A 20,083-nucleotide genomic window follows, 5' to 3' on the forward strand; every position below is an offset into this window, starting at 1 on the left:
CCGATCTTGGGCGCCAGACGCGTTTAAGGCTGTTCTGGCTCTGCGTGGTTCTTGGCCTCGTTGCCATCTGCTGCGCGCTCTCCATCGCCATCGGCGCCCGCAATGTCGGCTTCGGTGACATCGTTGCAGCCTTTGGCGGCGCCACCGACACAATCGAGCAAGCCGCCATCGCCAAGCGTATCCCGCGCACCGTTCTGGCTGCCCTGGCTGGCGCAGCACTCGGCCTTGCAGGTGCCGTCATGCAAGGCGTCACCCGCAATCCGCTCGCCGAGCCCGGCATCTTGGGCGTCAACATGGGTGCAGCGCTTGCCGTCGTTATCGGCCTTGCATGGTTCGGGTTGGCCTCAGCCCAAGCCTATATCTGGACCGCTATCCTCGGCGCCGGGCTTACTGCGGTTTTCGTCTTCGCCATCGGTTCCTTGGGCCGGGGCGGACCGACACCGCTGAAACTGGCGCTTGCTGGCACCGCCACCACAATCGCACTTGCGAGCTTTGTCACCGCCGTCATCCTGCCGCGCAACGACATCGCCGAAGGTGCACGATCCTGGCAGATCGGCGGAGTAGGGGGCACCTCATTTGCCACCATCTGGCAGGTCGTGCCCTTCCTCGTCGTCGGCTTCGGTCTGTGCCTGCTTTCCGCCCGCAAGCTTAACTCGCTGGCCCTCGGCGACGATCTTGCAGCGGGTCTTGGTGAAAACGTCGTTCTAGCCCGCTGGCTGGCTTCGCTGGGCGCGGTCATCCTGGCCGGAGCAACGACCGCCGTTTGTGGCCCCATTTCCTTTGTCGGCCTTCTCGTGCCGCATATCTGTCGCCTCATCGTCGGCGTCGACCATCGCTGGCTACTGCCATTCTCGGCACTCGGCGGCGCCATCTTGCTTCTCAGTTCCGACGTCATCGGCCGCACCGTCGCCCGTCCTGGCGAACTCGATGTCGGCATCGTCACTGCCTTTGTCGGCGCGCCGGTCTTCATCTGGATCGTGCAACGCTACCGGGGCAGGGACCTGTGAGCGTTATCCTGCCGATCGAAGCAAACGAAGTCGCCGCCGTCGCCATCGTGCGGCGCCGCCAGTCTCTGCGGCGCAACCTCGTAACGGCGCTCCTGGCCATCCTCGTCATCGCCGCCTTCGCCACGACCCTCATGGCCGGCAAATCCTTTGTCGGCCCGCTCGACGTGTGGCAAGTGCTTCTAGGCACCGATATGGGCGGCCTCAACTTCACCGTCGGCCAGCTGCGCCTGCCTCGCGCCATCCTCTCCATCGTGGCCGGCCTGAGCTTCGGCCTTGGCGGCGTCGCGTCCCAGACGCTCCTGCGCAATCCGCTGGCAAGCCCCGACATCATCGGCATCTCCAACAGCGCCAGTGCGGCAGCGGTGGTCGCGATCATCGTTCTCGGCCTTGAGGGCAGCGGCGTCGCGCTCTTTGCCGTGGTCGCAAGCCTCGCCGTCGCGCTCTTTATCTTCCTCCTCTCCTTCCGTCGCGGCGGCTTCGGCGCCAGGCTGATCCTCACCGGCATTGGCGTCTCTGCCATCTGCCAGTCGATCATCTACTATGTCCTTTCCCGCGCCCCGGTCTGGGATGCTGCCGAGGCGACGCGCTGGCTGGCCGGCAGCGTCAACGGCGCCGCCTGGCCGCAGATCCTTCCTGCTTCCATTGTCCTGGTCGTCTGCGGCAGCGTGCTCTTCAACCGCGCTAATGCGCTTGAAACCATGCGCCTGGGCGAAGACACCGCTGCCTCGCTCGGCGTACGCGTCAACCTCTCGCGCATCCTGATCCTCCTCTCGGCCGTCGCGCTGATCGCCTTCGCCACCGCGGCAGCCGGCCCCATCGCCTTCGTGGCCTTCCTCTCGGGTCCCATCGCCACCCGCCTCGTCGGCCATTCCGGCTCGATGCTTTTGCCTTCAGCTCTGACCGGCGCTCTCCTCGTGCTGGTCTGTGACTTCGCCGGTCAGTATCTACTCGGCGCGCGCTTCCCGGTCGGCGTCGTCACCGGTGCCTTGGGCGCGCCATATCTGATCTATCTGATCGTCGTTTCGAACCGCGCTGAGAAGAGCTGAGCCTCCGCATCCGCCTTGTGCGCAAGGCACATCGCTGTTCCCGGCACGGCGTGCACATCTCCTGTGCGTTGACGACAAGATGGTCACAAATCGGCAAGGCTTGACTTGCGGAGGGGGTAGGGCACCCTATTTATTAACCGGAATCGACCAGCCTCGCATGATTGGCCGATCGTAATACGGGCGCGCTTTCTTCCTTCCTCCGGCGCGCCCCGGAAAGGAAATGTGATGTCGGAAGCTACTTCCCCGGCGAAACCAGCCGGGACCGGGTCTACCCGGTTCTCCCCCTGCGCGACATCGTCGTCTTCCCCGGCATGATCGTGCCGCTGTTCGTTGGCCGTGAAAAGTCGGTCAAGGCTCTGGAAGAGGTCATGCGCGACGACAAGCACATTCTCGTCGTGACGCAGAAGAACGCGCAGGATGATGATCCGGCCCCGGATCAGATCTACCCCACGGGCACCATCGCCACCGTTTTGCAGCTGCTCAAGCTTCCGGACGGCACCGTCAAGGTGCTGGTCGAGGGCCTGCATCGTGCGACCATCGATAATTACCTGCAGACCGAAGACTATTTCGAGGCCGAAGCCTCCATCCTCCCCGAGCCTGCGGAAGACGCCACCGAAATCGAAGCGCTGGCCCGATCGGCCACCTCCGAGTTCGAGAATTACGTCAAGCTCAACAAGAAGATCTCTGCCGAGGTCGTCGCTGCCGTCGGACAGATCGAAAATTCGAGCAAGCTGGCCGATACCATTGCCAGCCACCTCGTCATCAAGATTCCCGAAAAGGAAGAGCTGCTCGAAACCGTCTCGGTCATCGAGCGCCTCCAGAAGGTCATTGGCCTCATGGAAGGCGAGATCGGCGTCCTGCAGGTCGAAAAGCGCATCCGTTCCCGCGTCAAGCGGCAGATGGAAAAGACGCAGCGCGAGTACTACCTCAACGAGCAGATGAAGGCGATCCAGAAGGAACTGGGCGACGGCGAAGACGGTGCCAACGAGATCACCGAGCTCGAAGAGCGCATCGCCAAGACCAAGCTTTCCAAGGAAGCGCGTGCCAAGGCCGACGGCGAGATCAAGAAGCTGAAGGCCATGAGCCCGATGTCCGCCGAGGCAACGGTGGTTCGCAACTATCTTGATACCCTGCTCGGGCTGCCCTGGGGCAAGAAGAGCAAGGTCAAGCGCGACCTGCTGCTGGCCGAAAAGGTTCTCGATGCCGACCACTACGGTCTCGAAAAGGTCAAGGAACGCATTCTCGAATACCTGGCCGTGCAGGCCCGTACCGGCACGCTCAAGGGTCCGATCCTCTGCCTCGTCGGTCCCCGGGTGTCGGCAAGACCTCGCTCGGCAAGTCCATCGCTAAGGCCACCGGTCGTGAATTCGTCCGCATGGCCCTCGGCGGCGTGCGCGACGAAGCCGAAATCCGCGGCCACCGCCGCACCTATATCGGCTCCATGCCCGGCAAGATCATCCAGTCGCTGAAGAAGGTGGGCAAGAACAACCCGCTCTTCCTGCTCGACGAGATTGACAAGATGGGCCAGGACTTCCGCGGCGATCCCTCGTCGGCTTTGCTTGAAGTGCTCGATCCGGAACAGAACAACTCGTTCAACGATCACTACCTCGAGGTCGATTTCGACCTCAGCGACGTGATGTTCGTCACCACCTCGAACACGCTCAACATTCCGGGTCCGCTGATGGACCGCATGGAGATCATTCGTCTCTCGGGTTACACCGAGGAAGAAAAGCACGCGATCGCCAAGCAGCACCTGATCCCCGAAGCCGCTCGTGAAAATGGCGTGGCCCACGGCGAATTCGTGCTCAGCGACGAGATGCTGATGAAGGTCGTTCGTGGCTATACCCGCGAAGCCGGCGTCCGCAATCTCAAGCGTGAAATCTCCAAGCTGATGCGCAAGGCCGTGACCGACATCGTTCGGACCAAGGTCAAGTCCATCGAGATCACCGATGAAAAGCTCGCCGAATATCTCGGCCCGCAGGTGTTCAAGCATGGCGAGATCGAAGCCGAAGCCCAGGTCGGTCTCGTGACCGGTCTCGCCTGGACCTCGGTCGGTGGCGAAATCCTCACCATCGAAGGCGTGATGACGCCGGGCAAGGGCCGCATGTCGGTCACCGGCAACATCAAGGAAGTGATGAAGGAATCGCTGACCGCCGCCACGGCCTATGTGAAGTCCCGCTCGATCGACTTCGGCATCAAGCCGCCGCTGTTCGATACGCGTGACATCCACGTCCACCTGCCCGAAGGCGCCACCCCCAAGGATGGTCCGTCGGCCGGTATCGGCCTGGCGACGGCGATCGTCTCGGTGATGACCGGCATTCCGGTCCGCAACGATGTCGCCATGACCGGCGAAATCACGCTGCGGGGCAGGGTGCTGCCCATCGGCGGCCTCAAGGAAAAGCTGCTTGCCGCGCTTCGCGGTGGCATCAAGACCGTGCTGATCCCTGAGGAAAATGTGCGCGATCTCATCGAGATCCCGGACATCGTCAAGGAAGGCATGGAGATCGTTCCAGTCTCGCGCATGGACCAGGTCATCGAGCGCGCCCTGGTGCGCAAGCCCGAGGCCATCGAATGGGATTACGATGCCCAGCCGGCGGTCCCCGCCAAGGTGGATCCGGTCGACGACGCCCCGCTCGGCGTCACCCACTAAAGCAAATGGCGGCCTCCGGGCCGCCATTTTTGTTTCTGCTCATCGGTGCGAAAAAGCGATCTTCTAGCCCGCTACGGGAAACCGCCGTGCCCCCGCCTGTGCCGCAGCCACGGTCGCCTCGATGAAATCGACGGCTGTCTCGATCCCCGTTTCTTCCGAGAGGGCCTTCCCCACGGACTTGGCATTGGCCGCCATCGCCGGATTGGTGGTGAGTTCGGTCAGCGCATCGGCCAGCTTGTCCGCCGTCAGCGACCGTAACCGCACCGGCGCCGGCCCACAGCCGAGTGCACGCACACGCCGGCCCCAATAGCGCTGATCGTAGGCCTGCGGCACCGTAAAGGTCGGCTTGCCGGCGCGCAGCCCCGCAGCCGTGGTTCCCGCGCCGCCATGATGCACGACGGCGGACACCAGCTGAAACAGCTTGTCATGCGGCGCTTCGTCCACGGCAAAGACGTTGGCCGGCAGCTCATCTGTGTTGATGCCACCCCAGCCTCGCGACACGATCGCCCGCCCGCCCCAGCGCCGCAGCGCCTCGCGCAGAATCTCCGTATTGCGATCCGCCCCGAACGGCATCGAACCAAAACCGATATAGACCGGCGCTGGCCCCGCATCCAAAAACTGCTGCAACTCCGCGGATGGGGTCCAGCCCGAAATATCGTCGAGATACCAGAAGCCGGTGACCACCGCCGTCTGCGGCCAGTCACGCGGGCGCGGGGAGACGATGGAAGAAAAATTGTAAAGCGTCGGCAGGTTGTTGCCCAGGCTATCCTTGAACAGCCCACCGCGCTTGCGCGCGCTCAGCCCCATCAAGCCCTTGCGCAGCTTGTCGCGCGGCAGGTCGAAATAGGCCTGCTGGATGTTCATGGCGATATAGCTGAGCTTGTTGAACGTCGGCCCCAGGTCCGGCATTTCATAAGCGCTCACCGGAAATTCCCGCGTCGGGTTGAGCGGCTGCATCGCCGTCATGATCACTGGGATGTTCAGTGCCTCGGCGATGTCGATGCCAAAGCTGGTATTGATGTTGACCACCATGGCATCGGCGCCCTGGGCCATGTCCCAGGCATTTTCCGCCGCCCGCATCACCAGCTCCTGACCGGAGCGCAGCAATTGCGGAAAGTGGTGAAATTTCATCTTGCTGATCGCGTTGTCGAAACGCGATTCTTGCAGCCATTCCTGGATCTTGGTTCCCATGCTGTGGAACTCGATCCCATGCGCAGTGACGAGACCTTCGAAGTCCGAATTGGTGCCCAGCACCACGTCATAGCCACGCTGCTTGAGCTCGATCGCGAGGGCCAGATACGGCCTGACATCGCCGGCGGTGCCGATCGTTGCGATAGCGATGCGCTTACTCATCCACCCACCTGGAAACACTCTGCGGCTCAGCCGGCATCGCCGATACATGTAAGGCTCGGTCGCCATTTACAAGGGCGCGCGAACACCCCTATAAAGCTCCAGCCGCGTTTGGACGTGGTACCAGAAAGCATTTCTTAAGGGCAAGAGACATGGCGTCTCCGTTCACCGTCGCATTGGTTGGAGCATTGCTCGCCGGCGCATTGGTGGCAGCCCCTGCGGCTGCCGCAGCGGCAAACGCCCGATAGCTCTTCCCGCATGGCCACCAGGTGGCCGGGAGGAGCCGAAAATGCTGATCCGCCCAGCTATACCGGGCGCTTAACCCGTTCAAAACCATAATTCCGCGATAATCGGCCCTCCATATGAGGCAGCGCCAGAGCGCGTCGCGGCTAGTCTGGTCCCCAGCTGGACCACCGAGGAATCACATGAGCGAAGTTTTCCATCGCATCCGCCGTCTTCCCCCATACGTCTTTGCCCATATCGATCCGCTCAAGGCCAAGGCGCGCGCCGATGGCGTCGACATCATCGATCTCGGCATGGGCAATCCGGACATGCCGACGCCCGATCACATCGTGGCCAAGCTGCAGGAAACGGTGAAGGATCCGCGCACCCACCGCTATTCGACGTCCCGCGGCATTCCTGGCCTCCGCAAGGCCCAGGCCAGCTATTATGGCCGCCGCTTTGGCGTGAAGCTCAATCCCGATACCCAGGTTGTCGCGACCCTTGGATCCAAGGAGGGATTCGCCAACATGGCCTCGGCTATCACCGCCCCCGGCGACGTGGTGCTGGTGCCGAACCCGACCTATCCCATTCATTCATTCGGCTTCATCATGAGCGGCGGCGTCGTCCGCTCCATGCCGGCCGATCCGAATGAAGACTTCATGCGCTCGCTCGATCGCGCCGTGCGCCACTCGATCCCCAAGCCGATCGCGCTGGTGCTGAACTACCCGGCCAACCCGACCGCCTACACGGCCGATCTCGATTTCTACACCGAAGTCGTCAAATACTGCCGCGCCAACGACATCTTCATCCTCTCCGATCTCGCCTATTCCGAGATCTATTTCGATGAAGACGCCCCGCCGCCATCGGTGCTGCAGGTGCCCGGCGCCATCGACATTTCAGTCGAATTCACCTCGATGTCAAAGACCTATTCCATGCCTGGCTGGCGCGTCGGCTTCGCTGTCGGCAACGAGCGCCTGATCGCTGCGCTCGCCCGCGTCAAATCCTACCTGGATTACGGCGCCTTCACCCCCATCCAGGTCGCAGCCGTCGCTGCCCTCAACGGCTCCGATGACGTCATCTCGGAAGTCCGCAAGGTCTACAAGAACCGCCGCGACGTGCTGGTCGATAGCTTCGCCCGTTCCGGTTGGGACATTCCCGTGCCCAAGGCCACCATGTTCGCCTGGGCGCCGATCCCGGCCCAGTTTGCCCATATGGGATCGCTCGAATTCGCCAAGCTCCTGATCCAGGAAACCGGCGTCGGCGTCGCACCCGGCGTCGGCTTCGGCGAGTATGGCGATCAATATATCCGCCTCGCTTTTGTCGAAAACGAACAGCGCATCCGCCAGGCGGCCCGCAACGTTAAGAAGCTGCTCGGCGGCAAGGGCGGGCAGGGCAATGTCGTCCCGCTGACCGCTTGAGCCACAACGCGATAATCCTGGGGGAGGCGGCGCAGCCGGCTCCCTCGCTCCTGAGCGGCGCCATGCAGTGCGGCTATTTCGACCGCTTCGAATGCCGCTCCTGTACGCTGATGGGCGTGCCCTATGGCACCCAGATCGAGGGCAAGCTGGACCATTCGCGCCAATTGCTGGCGGCTTGGCCCGATGCGCAATGGCTGCCGCCAATGCTCAGCAGCCCCGCCGCCTTCCGCAATCGCGCCAAGATGGTCGTCGGCGACACTGTGGAAAACCCGACCCTCGGCATTCTTGATGCAGCCCAACACGGCGTCGATCTTACCGGCTGCGGCATCCTCTCCCCAGACCTGCACGACGCCTTTGCGCCGATCAAGACCTTCATCACCCTGGCGCGCCTCACCCCATATGACGTGCCCACCCGCCGCGGCGAGCTTAAGCACGTCCTGCTGACCCTCTCCCCCGACGGCGACCTGATGCTGCGCTTCGTTTTGCGCTCAACAGAACCGCTCGGCCGCATCCGCAAGCATCTGCCGAGCCTCCTTGCGGCGCTGCCGCAGCTCGCGGTCGTAAGCGTCAACCTCTTGCCCGAACACAAGGCCGTCCTCGAAGGCGACGAGGAGATCATGCTCCATGGCGAAACCCTCGCCATGCGCCTCGGCAGCCACACGCTTCACCTCCGCCCCGCCAGCTTCTTCCAAACCAATACCGAGATCGCCGCCGCGCTTTACGCCCAGGCCCGCGAATGGATCGACGAAACCAGCGCGTATTCCGTCTGGGATCTCTATTGCGGCGTCGGCGGCTTCGCCCTCCACGTTGCCGCGCCCGGTCGTCAAGTCCATGGCGTGGAAATAAGCGCCGCCGCCATCGACTCGGCACGCCTCAGCGCAGCCGATGCCGGGCTCACCAACGTCACCTTCGCCGTCGGCGACGCCACGGCTCTTAACGCAGCCGAGCCGCCTGACGCCATCATCGTCAACCCGCCGCGCCGGGGCCTTGGCACCCAGCTATGCGCCACGCTCGAAGCCTCGGGCGTTCAAACCATTGTCTATTCCAGCTGCAATGCCGCTACGCTGGCCCGCGACATCGCCGCCATGCCCAGTTATGTGCCCCAGCGCATCCGGCTTTTCGACATGTTCCCGCAGACCGACCACTACGAAGTCATGGTGTTGCTGACGCGGCCCTGAAAAATTACATGACAACGAATATCACCTTTCGTATGGAGAACCAATTCCACGCAAGAGGTGATCCATGTCGATCCGCCATCTCGTCCTCGTCGCAGCGCTCGCCCTCGGTTTTGCCGGCACCGCCATCGCGCAAGACTTCCCCGTCACCATCCAGCACGCCTATGGCGAGACCACGATCGACGCCAAGCCGCAACGGATCGTCACCTGGGGCTGGAGCAATGAGGACGTCGTCATCGCGCTGGGCGAAGTGCCAGTCGGCATGCCCTTCCAATCCTATGGCGGTGGAGACAATGGCATCCACGAATGGGTCGAGGAAGCCCTCGCAAAGATGGGGGCCGAGATCCCGACCATCCTCGAAGCCTCGGCCGAGCCGCCGATCGAACAGATCGCGTCACTCCAGCCCGACATCATCATCGCCGCCTATTCCGGCATCACCGAAGACCAATATGCGCTGCTCTCCGGCATCGCGCCGACCATCGCCTATATTGGCGCGCCCTGGTCGACCTCTTGGCAGGACCTGACGATCACCATCGGCGAGGCGCTTGGCCGCAAGACCGAAGCCGAGGCGCTGCTTGCCGACACCAATGCCTGGGTGGAAGCCGAGTTCGCCAAATATCCGGAGCTCAAGGACGTCACGTTTGCAAGCGCCAATGATTTTGATGGCGCCATGGCCGTCTATGCGCCGCTCGACGCCCGCATGAAGTTCCTGACCGATTTCGGCATGGTCATGGACCCAAGCGTCGCGGCGCTCTCGCCGGGGATGACGCCTTCTACTATCCCCTCAGCTACGAACTTTTTGACCAGCTCGAAGCCGATATCTTCATCACCTACCACGAAGAGCAGTCGGCGCTCGACGCCTGGCTCGCCACCCCGCAGGCCCAGACCTATCCCCCATCGTCAAGGGCGGTCTTGCGGCGCTGGTCGGCACCGAAAATGTCGCTGCGGTGTCTCCACCCAGCATTCTTTCGCTCCGCTGGGGACTGCCCCGCTACCTCGAAGTGCTGGGCATCGCCGCTCGCGCCGTCACCAAGTAAGGAAACCCAAATGCTGCGTCGTCTTTCTCTTCTTGCCCTGGCCGCCACGGCCCTGACCGCGCCGGCCCTTGCGCAGGACGCTTTCCCGGTCACCATCCAGCACGCGCTGGGCGAGACCACCATCGAGGCCAAGCCCGAGCGCGTCGTCACCTGGGGCTGGTCCACGCAGGACGTCGTTCTCGATCTTGGCGTCACCCCGGTCGGCATGGCCTTCTTCGCCTATGGCGGCGGCGAAGACGGCGTCTTGCCCTGGACCGAAGCGGCCATTACCGAAGGCGGCCTCGACATGCCGGTCGTCTTCCCCAACACGCCCGAAGCGCCGCTCGAAGCCATCGCGGCGCTCGCCCCTGACGTGATCATTGCCCCATATTCCGGCATCACCGCCGAAGAATACGAACTTCTGAGCGCCATTGCGCCGGTGGTCGCCTATCCCGAAAAGCCGTGGCTGATCCGCTGGCAGGATGTCGTGACCCTGACCGGTCAGGCGCTGGGCGAAAGCGAAAAGGCCGCGGCGCTGATCGCTGATACCGAAAGCTTCCTTGCCGAACAGGTCGCCGCCTATCCCGATATCGAAGGCACTGTCTTTGCCAACATCGTCAACCGCAACGACGGCCAGGTCGCGGTGCGCATTGAAGGCGACCCGCGCGTCCAGCTTTTCGCCGATATCGGCATGGTGCCCGCGCCGGCGCCCGAAGGCGGCGCGCTCGTGCCCACCGGCATCGCCTATACGCTTAGCTATGAGAACTTCGACCAGATCCCGGCCGACATGCTGCTGAGCTTCTACGACAACAAGGAGTCCGCGAATAACTTCATCGGCCTCGACCTCATCAGGCTCTCGCCGCTCGTCGCCAAAAACGCCTACACCACTATCTTCGGCGAAGATCTGACCATGGCCGTCTCGGGCGCTATCACGCCCATGTCGCTGCGATGGGGCTTCCCGCAGGTCGTCGGCGAGGTCGGTCGCGCTGCCACCGCAGCCAAAGCCGAATAAATCCTTGGGGCGGCGCCATCTGCCGCCCCACTCCTATTGACGCCTAGGCGAATTCCTATGCAGATGGCGCCACCATGAGTGATATCCAGTCCTTCCGCCAAGCCGTCGAATCCTTCATCTCTGCCCGCGGTTGGACTCCCACCCGTTTTGGCCGCATCGTAGCCGGCGATCCGCTCTTCGTCTTTGATCTGCGTGACGGCCGCGAACCGCGTAGCGAAACTCGTTCGCGCATCATGAAGGCCATGGCCGAATTCGGGGAAACCGACCGCCAGGCGCCCATCCGCATCGGCGTCGCCGGCCTCGGTAATGTCGGCGCGACGCTCGTGCGCATCCTCCAAAAGGATGGCGCCGAACTGACCCGCAAGCTCGGCCGCAATCTTGAAGTCGTCGCCGTCGCTGCCCGCTCGCGCTCCCGCGACCGCGGCATCGACATTTCCGGCCTTGCCTGGTTCGACGACCCCGTTGCCCTCGCCAAATGGGACGGCATCGATCTTTTCGTCGAACTAATCGGCGGCGAAGATGGGCCTGCATTTGCCGCCGTCAAAGCCGCTCTCGAAATCGGCCGCCCGGTCGTCACCGCCAACAAGGCCCTGTTGGCCAAGCATGGCGTGACCCTCGCGCGCATGGCTGAAGAATCTGGTGCGCAGCTCGGCTTCGAAGCCGCCGTCGCCGGTGGCATTCCTGTCATCAAGACCCTCCGCGAAGGCCTCGGCTCCGCCCGCATCGCCAAGGTCTTCGGCATCATGAACGGCACCTGCAACTACATCCTGACCCGCATGGGCAATGAAGGCATCACTTTCGCCGATTGCCTCAAGGACGCGCAGGCGCTGGGCTATGCCGAAGCCGACCCGACTTTTGACGTTGAAGGTTTTGACACGGCCCACAAGCTCTCGATCCTCGCCACCCTCTGCTTCGGCTACGAGATCGCCCCCGACAAGATCCGCGTCGAAGGCATTTCCCGCATCACCCAGCACGACATCAAAGTCGCCGCCGAACTCGGCTACAAGATCAAGCTTTTGGGCATTGCCGAGCGCACCAGCGACGGCATTGAGCAGCGCGTTCACCCAACCTTCGTACCCAAGGGCTCGGCTGTCGCCGGCGTCGACGGCGTTATGAATGCCGTCGCCCTCGAAACCGACCATGTGCACGAATTGCTGCTGGCCGGCCCCGGCGCCGGTGGCCCGCCCACCGCGTCTTCGGTCCTGTCCGATATCCTCGACATCGCCCGCGGCACCCGCGTGCCGCCGCTCGGCGTCCCCAGCGACGAGCTTCTACCCTATCGCGACGCGCCCGACCGCGCCCATACCGGCGGCTTCTACATCCGTCTTTCCGCCAAGGACGTCCCCGGCGCGCTCGCCGCCATCACCTCGCGCATGGGTGCAAAATCAATTTCGATCGACAGTGTCATCCAGCGGTCAGACTTGAGTGCCAAAGCCATTTCCGCCGATGGCTCGCCGACCCGCACCGTGGTGATGATCACGCAGCAGACTTTGGAATCATCGGTGCGCGAGGCGCTTGGCGAAATCGCCGCGGACGGCTTCATAGTAGGCGAACCGCAGCTTATTCGTATCGAGACGCTCTGAACCCGAACGGGGAGGGCGGCTCCCCGGGGAAATGATGAAGCTCAGCAAAGTCGAGGACGGAAAAATCCGTCCAACCTTCACCGTACCCTGGCGTTGGAAATGGTTCGCGTCACCGAACGCGCTGCCATCGCCGCCGCCGAATGGCGCGGCAAGGGCAATGAAAAAGCCGCTGACGATGCCGCCGTCGCCGCCATGAAGGACGAGCTGGATCGCGTCTCGATCTCGGGCCGCATCGTCATCGGCGAGGGCGAAGAGTTCGAATGCGACAACCTCTTCATCGGCCAGCCGGTCGGCGCCGGGCAGGGGGCTGAGGTCGACATCGCCGTCGACCCGCTCGAAGGCGTCACCTCTGTGCCAAGAATCAGCCCGACTCCATCGTCGTCCTCGCCATGGCCGAGCGCGGCGGCCTGCTCAACGTCGCCCGCAACGTCTACATGCACAAGATCGCCATCGGCGCTGCCTACGCGCCCGATACGGTCCACATCGAGTGGTCGGCCACCGAAAACGTCCGCGCCCTCGCTAGGGCCAAGGGCGTGCCGATCTCCGAAATCACCGCCATCGTCCTCGACCGGCCCCGCCATGCAGGCCTCCTCGAAGAACTGCGCACGGCCGGCGTTTCGGTCAAACTCCTCAGCGACGGCGACATTGCGGGCGTCATCCACGCCGTCAACACCGAGGATACCGGCGTCGACATCTATCTCGGCTCCGGCGGCGCTCCCGAAGGCGTCCTCGCCGCCGCCGCCCTCCGCTGCATCGGCGGGCACATGCAGGGCAAGCTCATCCTCGACACACCCGACAAGCGCCACCGCGCCCGCGAAATGGGCATCACCGACCCCAACCGCATCTACGCCCTCGAAGAACTCGCCGCCGGCGACGTCCTCTTCTCCGCCACCGGCGTCACCGACGGTTCCCTGGTCGAAGGGGTGAAACTCCGCCGTGGCTCGGTAGAGACCAGCACCGTCGTCATGCGCTCCTGGAGCCAGACCACGCGGTGGATCAGGGCACGGCACGCCCGCTGATCGCTCCCTTTCTTTCCTCTCCCGCCTGCGGGGAGGGGGACCATGCAAAGCATGGTGGAGGGGGTGCCCCAAACACAAAGCGTTGGACTGTTCACAAGCCGCAACTCAAGCTGCCCCCTCTCCACCGCCTATCGGCGGTCCCCTCTCCCGTAAACGGGAGAGGAAAGAGGGGTGTGCGATCTCCCCACAAACACCTATATGCGTGTAGTCCCCAACCAAAGCCCTCCATGCCCGAGACTCCACGTCCCTTCCTCGACATCACGAGCTCCGTGACCGGCCGCGCCTGGATCGATCGCCTCGATACCGGAGCCGCCCGCGCCGCCACCGCCATTGGCCAGCGCTCCGACATTCCGGACATTCTCGCCCGCGTCATCGCCGCCCGCGGCGTCGGCATCGATGACGCCCAGACCTATCTCGAGCCCACCATCCGCGCCCTGATGCCGGACCCGTCCACGCTGACCGACATGGACGCCCTTGCCGAACGCCTGGCGCAGGCCATCACCGATCACGAATCCATCGCCCTCTTCGGTGACTACGACGTCGACGGCGCCTGCTCCTGCGCCCTGATGACCCGCTTCCTGCGCGCCTTCGGCATCGAGCCGCAAGTCCACATCCCTGACCGCATCTTCGAAGGCTACGGGCCCAATATCGCGGCCATGGACAAGCTGATCGATGCCGGCGCCACGCTCATCATCACCCTCGATTGCGGCACCACCAGCGACGGCCCCATCGCTCATGCCCGCAACCGCGGCGTCGATGTCCTCGTCATCGACCACCACCTCTCCGACCATGATCTGCCGCCCGCGTCCGCGCTGGTAAATCCCAATCGTCCCGACGACATTTCCGGCCTCGGCTATCTCTGCGCCGCCGGCGTCACCTTCATGGTTCTCGTCGCCACCAACCGCTTACTGCGCAATCGCGGCGATACCGGCCTGCCGGACCTGCTCAAACTTCTCGACCTCGTCGCCCTCGCCACCATCTGCGACGTCGTCCCGCTCACCGGCCTCAACCGCGCTTTCGTCATCCGTGGCCTAGAAGTCGCCCGCCGCGGCGAAAAGCCCGGCCTTTCTGCCTTGGGGCTAGCCGCTCGCATCAACGGCCCGCTCAATCCCTATCACCTGGGCTTCCTGATCGGTCCGCGCATCAATGCCGGTGGCCGCATCGGCGATGCCGGGCTCGGCACCCGTCTGCTCGCCCTCGATGACGAGCATCAGTCCATGGTCATCGCCGCCAAGCTCGAGGAGCTCAACGGCGAGCGCCAGCGCATCGAAGTCGAGGCCGTCGAGCAAGCTTGCGCCACCGCCGAAGCAGAGATCGGCTCCGGTGAAGGTCCGCCCATTCTCGTCCTTGCCTCTGCCGACTGGCACCCCGGCGTTGTGGGTCTCGTCGCCGCGCGCCTGCGCGAACGGTCGACCGTCCCACCTTCGCCATTGCCCTTCATCCCGACGGCACGGGCACCGGCTCCGGCCGCTCCATGCCCGGCGTCGACCTCGGCAGCGCCGTGATTGAGGCCGTTGAAACCGGCCTCCTTCCAAAGGGCGGTGGTCACGCCATGGCCGCTGGCGTCAGCCTGCGCCCGGGTGATCTCGGGCCCTTCCGCGCCTTCATGGCCGATAAGCTGGGCCCCAGCGTCCAGGCCGCCCGCGCCGCCTCGGCCCTCAAGGTTGACGCCGCGCTGTCCGCCCGTGGGGCAACGCTCGATCTCCTCCACAGCATCGAACGGGCAGGGCCCTTTGGCTCCGGCAACCCCACGCCGGTCTTTGCCTTTCCTGCCCACCGTGCACGCTTCCCGCAAGTCGTGGGCAAGGGCGGCCATGTCAGCTTTTCACTTACCTCCGACGATGGCGCCAAGCTCAAGGCCATTGCCTTCCGCGCCGCCGGCACCCCGATCGGCGACACTCTGATGCGCGACGCCGATACACCGCTCCACTTCGCGGGCAGCCTCTCCCTCGATCACTATCAGGGCCGCGAACAGGTGCAGTTGCGCCTCACGGACATTGCCCGCCCGGCGCGCTGATCAACCACCCTTGCATCCGGCTTCCGAAGGGCTAAATATTGAGCCCGCGCCACCGTTTGGACTCAACTGGCCAAAGGCTTCTTGGCGCTCCCGGCGACAGCGTTCGGTCCGTCGCCTTTCGCGAGTGTTGGACAGAGCGGCCAATGACGAAATCTGCCGTCGATCAATCCCAAACCGGCGCCTCCGCCTGGACCCACCTTAGCTCCTGGCTCGTCGAACGTGTCGGCGTGTCGCTGCTCGGCCATCCACGCAATGGCTCGCTGACCGTAATTTTCCCCAATGGGCGCACCCGCACCGTCGGCCAGGCCAATAGCGGCAACCACGCGACGCTCAAGCTCAACAATTTTCGCGTCATCGCTGAAGGCATGCGGCGCGGCACGGTCGGCTTTGCCGCCGCCTACATGAACGGCGATATCGACAGCGACGACCTCACCGCCGTCTTCCGGTTCTTCCTCCAGAACCACGCCATGTTCGACGACGCCAACAAGGGCTTCTTCAAAAAGGCAGCCGGCGATCTCCACTATCACCTGTCGCGCGGCAACACGCTGGAAGGATCCAAGAAGAATATCGCCGAGCACTACGACCTCGGCAATGACTTCTATGGCCAGTGGCTCGATCCTTCGATGACCTATTCCTCGGCCATCTTTACCTCGGGCGACCAGACCCTCGAGGAAGCGCAGCGCGCAAAATACCGTCGCGTCGCCGACATGGCCGGCATCACCGAGGGCGCAACAGTCCTTGAAATCGGCTGCGGCTGGGGCGGCTTTGCCGAAACCGTTGCCCGCGACTACCGGGCCAATCTGCGCGGCATCACCCTTTCCGCCGAACAGCTCAAATACGCCCAGGACCGCATTGCGCGTCAGGGGCTCGACAGCCACGCCACCCTGGTCTTCGAAGACTACCGCCACACGACCGGCGAGTTCGACCATATCGGCTCTATCGAAATGATCGAGGCCGTCGGCGAAGACAATTGGCCCAGCTACTTCCAGACTCTGCATGATCGTCTCAAGCCCGGCGGCACCGCAGCCATCCAGGCCATCACCATCCGCGAAGAGCATTTTGAAGGCTATCGCTCCGGCCCCGACTTCATCCAGCGCTACATCTTCCCCGGCGGCATGCTGCTGACCAAGCAGGTCATGCAGCAGTTCGGCGAGCGCTATGGCCTCGTACTGGAACAGGTCGAAAACTTCGGCCTCTCCTACGCCAAGACCCTCCGCCTCTGGCGCGAGCGCTTCCTCGAACGCTGGCCCATGATCGCCCCCTCGGCTACGACGAACGCTTCAAGCGCAAATGGGTCTACTACCTCAGCTACTGCGAAGCCGGCTTCACCGAAGGCACGATCGACGTCGGCATCTACCAATACCGCCGGCCGGTCTGATCTCCTTCCACCCCTCCCCTCAGGGGGAGGGCACCGAAGCTTAGCGTAGGTGGGAGGGGGTGCCTGCTCCCGCACACCGCCCCAAACTTGACTTGACCACTCAGCTTACCCCCGCTACGGAAGACAAAACCGTTCGGGGATGCCATCATGCGCCACGCTGCCGCTCTTGCCGTCACACTTCTTGCCACCACGACCATTTCCGCCACCGCGCAGGAATGGACCTACACGGGCGGCGATGGCGAGACCGTCACGCTCGACGCAGCTCCCGTCCGCATCATCGCTCATCAGGACGCCGCCGCGGGTCTCATCCCCCTCGGCATCCGCCCGGTCGGCATCTACGCCGATAGCCCGGTTGCCGAAGCCAAGGCCCTTGAAGGCCTCGATCTCAGCGGTATCGAAATCATTGGCCAGGCCTGGTCCGAGGTCGACATCGAAAAGGCCGCTGCCCTCGAGCCCGATCTTATCATCGGCGAATGGTGGGACCGCAACGAAGCCTGGTCCGGCGGCGCCGATCTCACCGCCCTGATTGGGCAGATCGCCCCCGTCACCGGCGTTGCCGCCAGCGACTCGATCGTCGGCATGATCGAAGACTATGAAGCGCTGGCCGAAAGCCTCGGCGCCGATCTTAGCGACCCTGCCATCGCCGCAGACAAGGCAGAGTTCGAAGCCGCCCGCACCGCCTTCAGCGCCGCCGTCGCCGCCAAGCCCGACCTCACCGCGCTTGCCGTCTATGCCGGTGACGACGCGCTCTATGTCGCCGATCCCAAGGGCGCCGCCGAACTCCTCGATCTTCAATCCTGGGGTCTCAACCTCATCTCTCCCGAAGGCGTCGACGCCACCGGCAACAACTATTTCGAGACCCTCTCCTGGGAAAACGCCGATAAATATCCGGCCGACCTGATCCTCGTCGACAACCGCTCCGCCTCGACGCTTACAACCGCACTGGCACAGCCGACCTGGACGCTTAACCCGGGTGCTGCCGCCGAACAGGTCGCCGATTGGCCCGCCTATTGGGTTCGCAACAGCGCCGCCTTTGCCGGCGCCCTCGAAAAGCTGACCGCTGCCGTTGAAGCTGCCGACCCCAGCGTCGCTCCCTGATTTGACCACGCTAACGGCATCGGCGCCCCCGCGCGCACAAAAAGCAGCGCAGCTCACGCTCGGGCTGCTTTTGCTCGCACTGATGCTCATGGCCATCGCCGCGCTCTCCCTCGCCGTCGGCGCCCGTCCCATCCCACTCGAAACGGTTTGGCACGCGCTAACGGCCTATGATGCCACCGCCACGGAGCACCGCATCATCTGGGACCTGCGCCTGCCGCGCACCGTGATCGGCCTTTTGGTTGGTGCCGCCCTCGGCCTCGCCGGCGCCGTGCTCCAGGGCGCCACGCGCAATCCTTTGGCCGATCCCTCCATCCTCGGCATCCATGCCGGTGCCTCGCTCGCCGTCGTGCTCGGCGTCGCCTTTTTCGGCATGACCCAGCTCTCGAGCTATGTCTGGCTGGCCTTCATCGGGGCAGGGGCCGCCATGCTGGTCGTCTACTCCGTGGCCTCGCTGGGGCGCGAAGGCGCGACGCCGGTGAAGCTCGCTTTGGCCGGCGCAGCCCTTAGCGCCGTCATGTTCTCGATCATCAACGCCATCCTCCTCACCAGCCAGCGCACCCTCGACGAGATCCGCTTCTGGCAAGTCGGCTCGCTTTCGGGCCGCAGCATGGACATCCTCCTTCAGGTCACGCCATTCCTCCTCATCGGTGCAGTCCTCGCCCTTGCCGTCGCGCGCCTTCTTGATGGTCTTTCCATGGGCGATGACGTTGCCCGTGCCCTTGGCCAGCGCATCGGCCTCTCCCGCGCGCTCTCCGGCCTTGCTGCCGTCATCCTCGCCGGCGCCAGCACCGCGGCAGCCGGCCCCATTGCCTTTGTCGGCCTCACCGTGCCCCACGTTGCCCGCGCCATCACCGGCCCCGGCTACCGCTGGATCCTGCTATACTCCATGCTCCTCGCGCCCATCCTCCTGCTTGGCGCCGACGTCTTGGGCCGCGTCATCTCCCCGCCTGGCGAGGTGCAAGTCGGCATCGTCACCGCCCTGATCGGCGCGCCCTTCTTCATCGCCCTGGTGCGCCGCAAAAAGCTGGCCGCGCTATGAACGCTGCCATCGACACCACCGGCATCATCGCCGCGCGCACCCACTCGGCCGTCCGCCGCCACCGTCTCGCCTGGGCACTAGCCACCGCCTTGGCCGCCGCCTTCGCGCTTTCCATGTATCTTGGTGACTTCCCGATCCCGATCTCCGGCATCATTCAGTCGCTCTTTTCCCCGCTCACCGGCCTCGCCAATCGCTCGGTCGATTTCATCGTCCTTCAGGTCCGTCTGCCGCGCGCGCTCCTCGCCATCGCCTCCGGTGCCGCCTTCGGCCTCAGCGGAATCATTTTTCAAACACTTCTGCGTAACCCATTGGCAAGCCCCGACATTATCGGCATCTCGCGCGGCGCCAGCGCTGCCGCCGTCTTCGTCATCATCATCCTCGGCTGGACCGGTCTTGCCGTATCGCTGGGCGCCTTCGCCGGTGCCGTCCTCACCGCGCTCGCCATCTACTTCCTCGCCTGGCGCAACGGCGTAACGCCCTACCGTGTCGTCCTGATCGGCATCGGCACCGACGCGGTCCTGATCGCCGCCATCTCCTATATTTTCACCCGCGCCCGCATCAACGAAGTCCAGCAGGCAATGTCCTGGCTCGTCGGCTCCCTCAACGCCGCCCGCTATGCCGATCTCCTCGTCCTCGCCGCCGCCATGGCCGTGCTGATCCCGGCGCTGATTGCGCTCCTCCGCAGCCTTGACCCGATGGAGCTGGGCGACGACACCGCCCGCGCTCTCGGCGCCCCGGTCGAACCGGCACGTCTCGGCCTCATGCTCGTCGCCGTCGCCTTCGCCGCCTTCGCCACCGCCGCTGTCGGCCCCGTTGGTTTTGTCGCCTTCGTCGCCGGCCCCTGGCGCGCGCCTTGCTCAAGGGGGCAGGGCGCGGCTTCCTCCATGCCGCGCTGATCGGCGCCCTCGTCATGCTGGTGTCCGACATCATCGCCCAGCACCTTCTGCCCACGACCCAGTTGCCGGTGGGCGTCGTCACCGGTGCCTGTGGCGCCATCTTCCTGCTATGGCTGCTCATAACCTCCGGCCGGTCTGGCCGCGTAAACTGATCGGA

Annotated in this window: 13 protein-coding genes and 3 pseudogenes; 15 read left to right on the top strand and 1 reads right to left on the bottom strand. The window is 64.2% G+C overall.

The features are described 5' to 3' along the window. The first annotated feature begins 29 nt into the window (after positions 1–29). The 3 genes and pseudogenes from G5575_RS16830 (at position 30) to lon (ending at position 4,703) form a co-directional block, all read left to right on the top strand. On the top strand, positions 30–1,007 hold the full coding sequence (locus G5575_RS16830; protein WP_407924878.1) for a FecCD family ABC transporter permease: 978 nt from the start codon (positions 30–32) through the stop codon (positions 1,005–1,007). After that, positions 1,004–2,053 (top strand): FecCD family ABC transporter permease, encoded by a 1,050-nt coding sequence (locus tag G5575_RS16835; RefSeq protein WP_407924875.1) that lies wholly within the window; start codon positions 1,004–1,006, stop codon positions 2,051–2,053. Before G5575_RS16830 ends, G5575_RS16835 begins: the two co-directional genes overlap by 4 nt. A gap of 284 nt (positions 2,054–2,337) precedes the next feature. Then, a pseudogene (lon, locus tag G5575_RS16840) lies at positions 2,338–4,703 on the top strand (endopeptidase La). A 63-nt stretch (positions 4,704–4,766) separates the two neighbouring features. Here lon and G5575_RS16845 read toward each other — a convergent pair. After that, positions 4,767–6,056, bottom strand: a complete 1,290-nt coding sequence (locus G5575_RS16845; protein WP_164535332.1) for a glycosyltransferase — start codon at positions 6,054–6,056, stop codon at positions 4,767–4,769. A 422-nt stretch (positions 6,057–6,478) separates the two neighbouring features. On the opposite strand from G5575_RS16845, the gene G5575_RS16850 reads away from it, so the two are divergent. From G5575_RS16850 to G5575_RS21295, 12 genes and pseudogenes are all read left to right on the top strand, one after another. After that, a complete protein-coding gene (locus G5575_RS16850) occupies positions 6,479–7,693 on the top strand; it encodes an LL-diaminopimelate aminotransferase (RefSeq protein WP_164535333.1) in 1,215 nt (404 codons plus the stop codon). Then, the gene (gene rlmC / locus G5575_RS16855; RefSeq protein ID WP_207633216.1) at positions 7,690–8,871 is read left to right on the top strand and encodes a 23S rRNA (uracil(747)-C(5))-methyltransferase RlmC; all 1,182 of its coding nucleotides are present in this window, start codon (positions 7,690–7,692) and stop codon (positions 8,869–8,871) included. The genes G5575_RS16850 and rlmC overlap by 4 nt, the downstream gene beginning before the upstream one ends. A 64-nt stretch (positions 8,872–8,935) precedes the next feature. Then, positions 8,936–9,961 carry an ABC transporter substrate-binding protein gene (locus G5575_RS16860; protein WP_164535334.1) on the top strand — a complete coding sequence of 342 codons (1,026 nt, stop codon included), beginning with the start codon at positions 8,936–8,938 and terminating at the stop codon, positions 9,959–9,961. Next, entirely contained in the window at positions 9,916–10,896 is a 981-nt protein-coding gene (locus tag G5575_RS16865) for an ABC transporter substrate-binding protein (RefSeq protein ID WP_164535335.1), read from the top strand. The genes G5575_RS16860 and G5575_RS16865 overlap by 46 nt, the downstream gene beginning before the upstream one ends. Before the next feature lie 242 nt (positions 10,897–11,138). Then, positions 11,139–12,479 (top strand): homoserine dehydrogenase, encoded by a 1,341-nt coding sequence (locus G5575_RS16870; protein WP_235936114.1) that lies wholly within the window; start codon positions 11,139–11,141, stop codon positions 12,477–12,479. Between the two features lie 99 nt (positions 12,480–12,578). Beyond that, positions 12,579–13,498: pseudogene (gene glpX / locus G5575_RS16875) on the top strand (class II fructose-bisphosphatase). 227 nt (positions 13,499–13,725) lie between these two features. Next, a pseudogene (gene recJ, locus G5575_RS16880) lies at positions 13,726–15,515 on the top strand (single-stranded-DNA-specific exonuclease RecJ). Positions 15,516–15,658: 143 nt separating this feature from the next. Further along, the gene (locus G5575_RS16885) at positions 15,659–16,942 is read left to right on the top strand and encodes an SAM-dependent methyltransferase (RefSeq protein WP_235936097.1); all 1,284 of its coding nucleotides are present in this window, start codon (positions 15,659–15,661) and stop codon (positions 16,940–16,942) included. Positions 16,943–17,040: 98 nt separating this feature from the next. Beyond that, positions 17,041–17,991, top strand: coding sequence for an ABC transporter substrate-binding protein (locus G5575_RS16890; RefSeq protein WP_164535337.1), 951 nt, complete (start codon positions 17,041–17,043; stop codon positions 17,989–17,991). Between the two features lie 82 nt (positions 17,992–18,073). Continuing rightward, entirely contained in the window at positions 18,074–19,030 is a 957-nt protein-coding gene (locus G5575_RS16895) for a FecCD family ABC transporter permease (protein ID WP_164535338.1), read from the top strand. Then, a complete protein-coding gene (locus G5575_RS16900) occupies positions 19,027–19,926 on the top strand; it encodes a FecCD family ABC transporter permease (RefSeq protein WP_207633217.1) in 900 nt (299 codons plus the stop codon). The genes G5575_RS16895 and G5575_RS16900 overlap by 4 nt, the downstream gene beginning before the upstream one ends. Then, entirely contained in the window at positions 19,884–20,078 is a 195-nt protein-coding gene (locus tag G5575_RS21295) for an iron chelate uptake ABC transporter family permease subunit (protein WP_207633218.1), read from the top strand. Before G5575_RS16900 ends, G5575_RS21295 begins: the two co-directional genes overlap by 43 nt. Positions 20,079–20,083: the final 5 nt, after the last annotated feature.

Origin of the sequence: Devosia aurantiaca (assembly GCF_011058215.1) — a bacterium.
Classification (GTDB): Bacteria; Pseudomonadota; Alphaproteobacteria; order Rhizobiales; family Devosiaceae; genus Devosia; species Devosia aurantiaca.

Bases quoted from the DNA above. Each gene is read 5' to 3' on its own strand.
- G5575_RS16890 (WP_164535337.1), top strand. From the start codon at position 17,041: ATGCGCCACGCTGCCGCTCTTGCCGTCACACTTCTTGCCACCACGACC.
- G5575_RS16900 (WP_207633217.1), top strand. From the start codon at position 19,027: ATGAACGCTGCCATCGACACCACCGGCATCATCGCCGCGCGCACCCAC.
- G5575_RS16885 (WP_235936097.1), top strand. From the start codon at position 15,659: ATGACGAAATCTGCCGTCGATCAATCCCAAACCGGCGCCTCCGCCTGG.
- G5575_RS16865 (WP_164535335.1), top strand. From the start codon at position 9,916: ATGCTGCGTCGTCTTTCTCTTCTTGCCCTGGCCGCCACGGCCCTGACC.
- G5575_RS16870 (WP_235936114.1), top strand. From the start codon at position 11,139: ATGGCCGAATTCGGGGAAACCGACCGCCAGGCGCCCATCCGCATCGGC.
- G5575_RS16845 (WP_164535332.1), bottom strand. From the start codon at position 6,056: ATGAGTAAGCGCATCGCTATCGCAACGATCGGCACCGCCGGCGATGTC.
- G5575_RS16850 (WP_164535333.1), top strand. From the start codon at position 6,479: ATGAGCGAAGTTTTCCATCGCATCCGCCGTCTTCCCCCATACGTCTTT.
- G5575_RS16895 (WP_164535338.1), top strand. From the start codon at position 18,074: ATGCTCATGGCCATCGCCGCGCTCTCCCTCGCCGTCGGCGCCCGTCCC.
- G5575_RS16860 (WP_164535334.1), top strand. From the start codon at position 8,936: ATGTCGATCCGCCATCTCGTCCTCGTCGCAGCGCTCGCCCTCGGTTTT.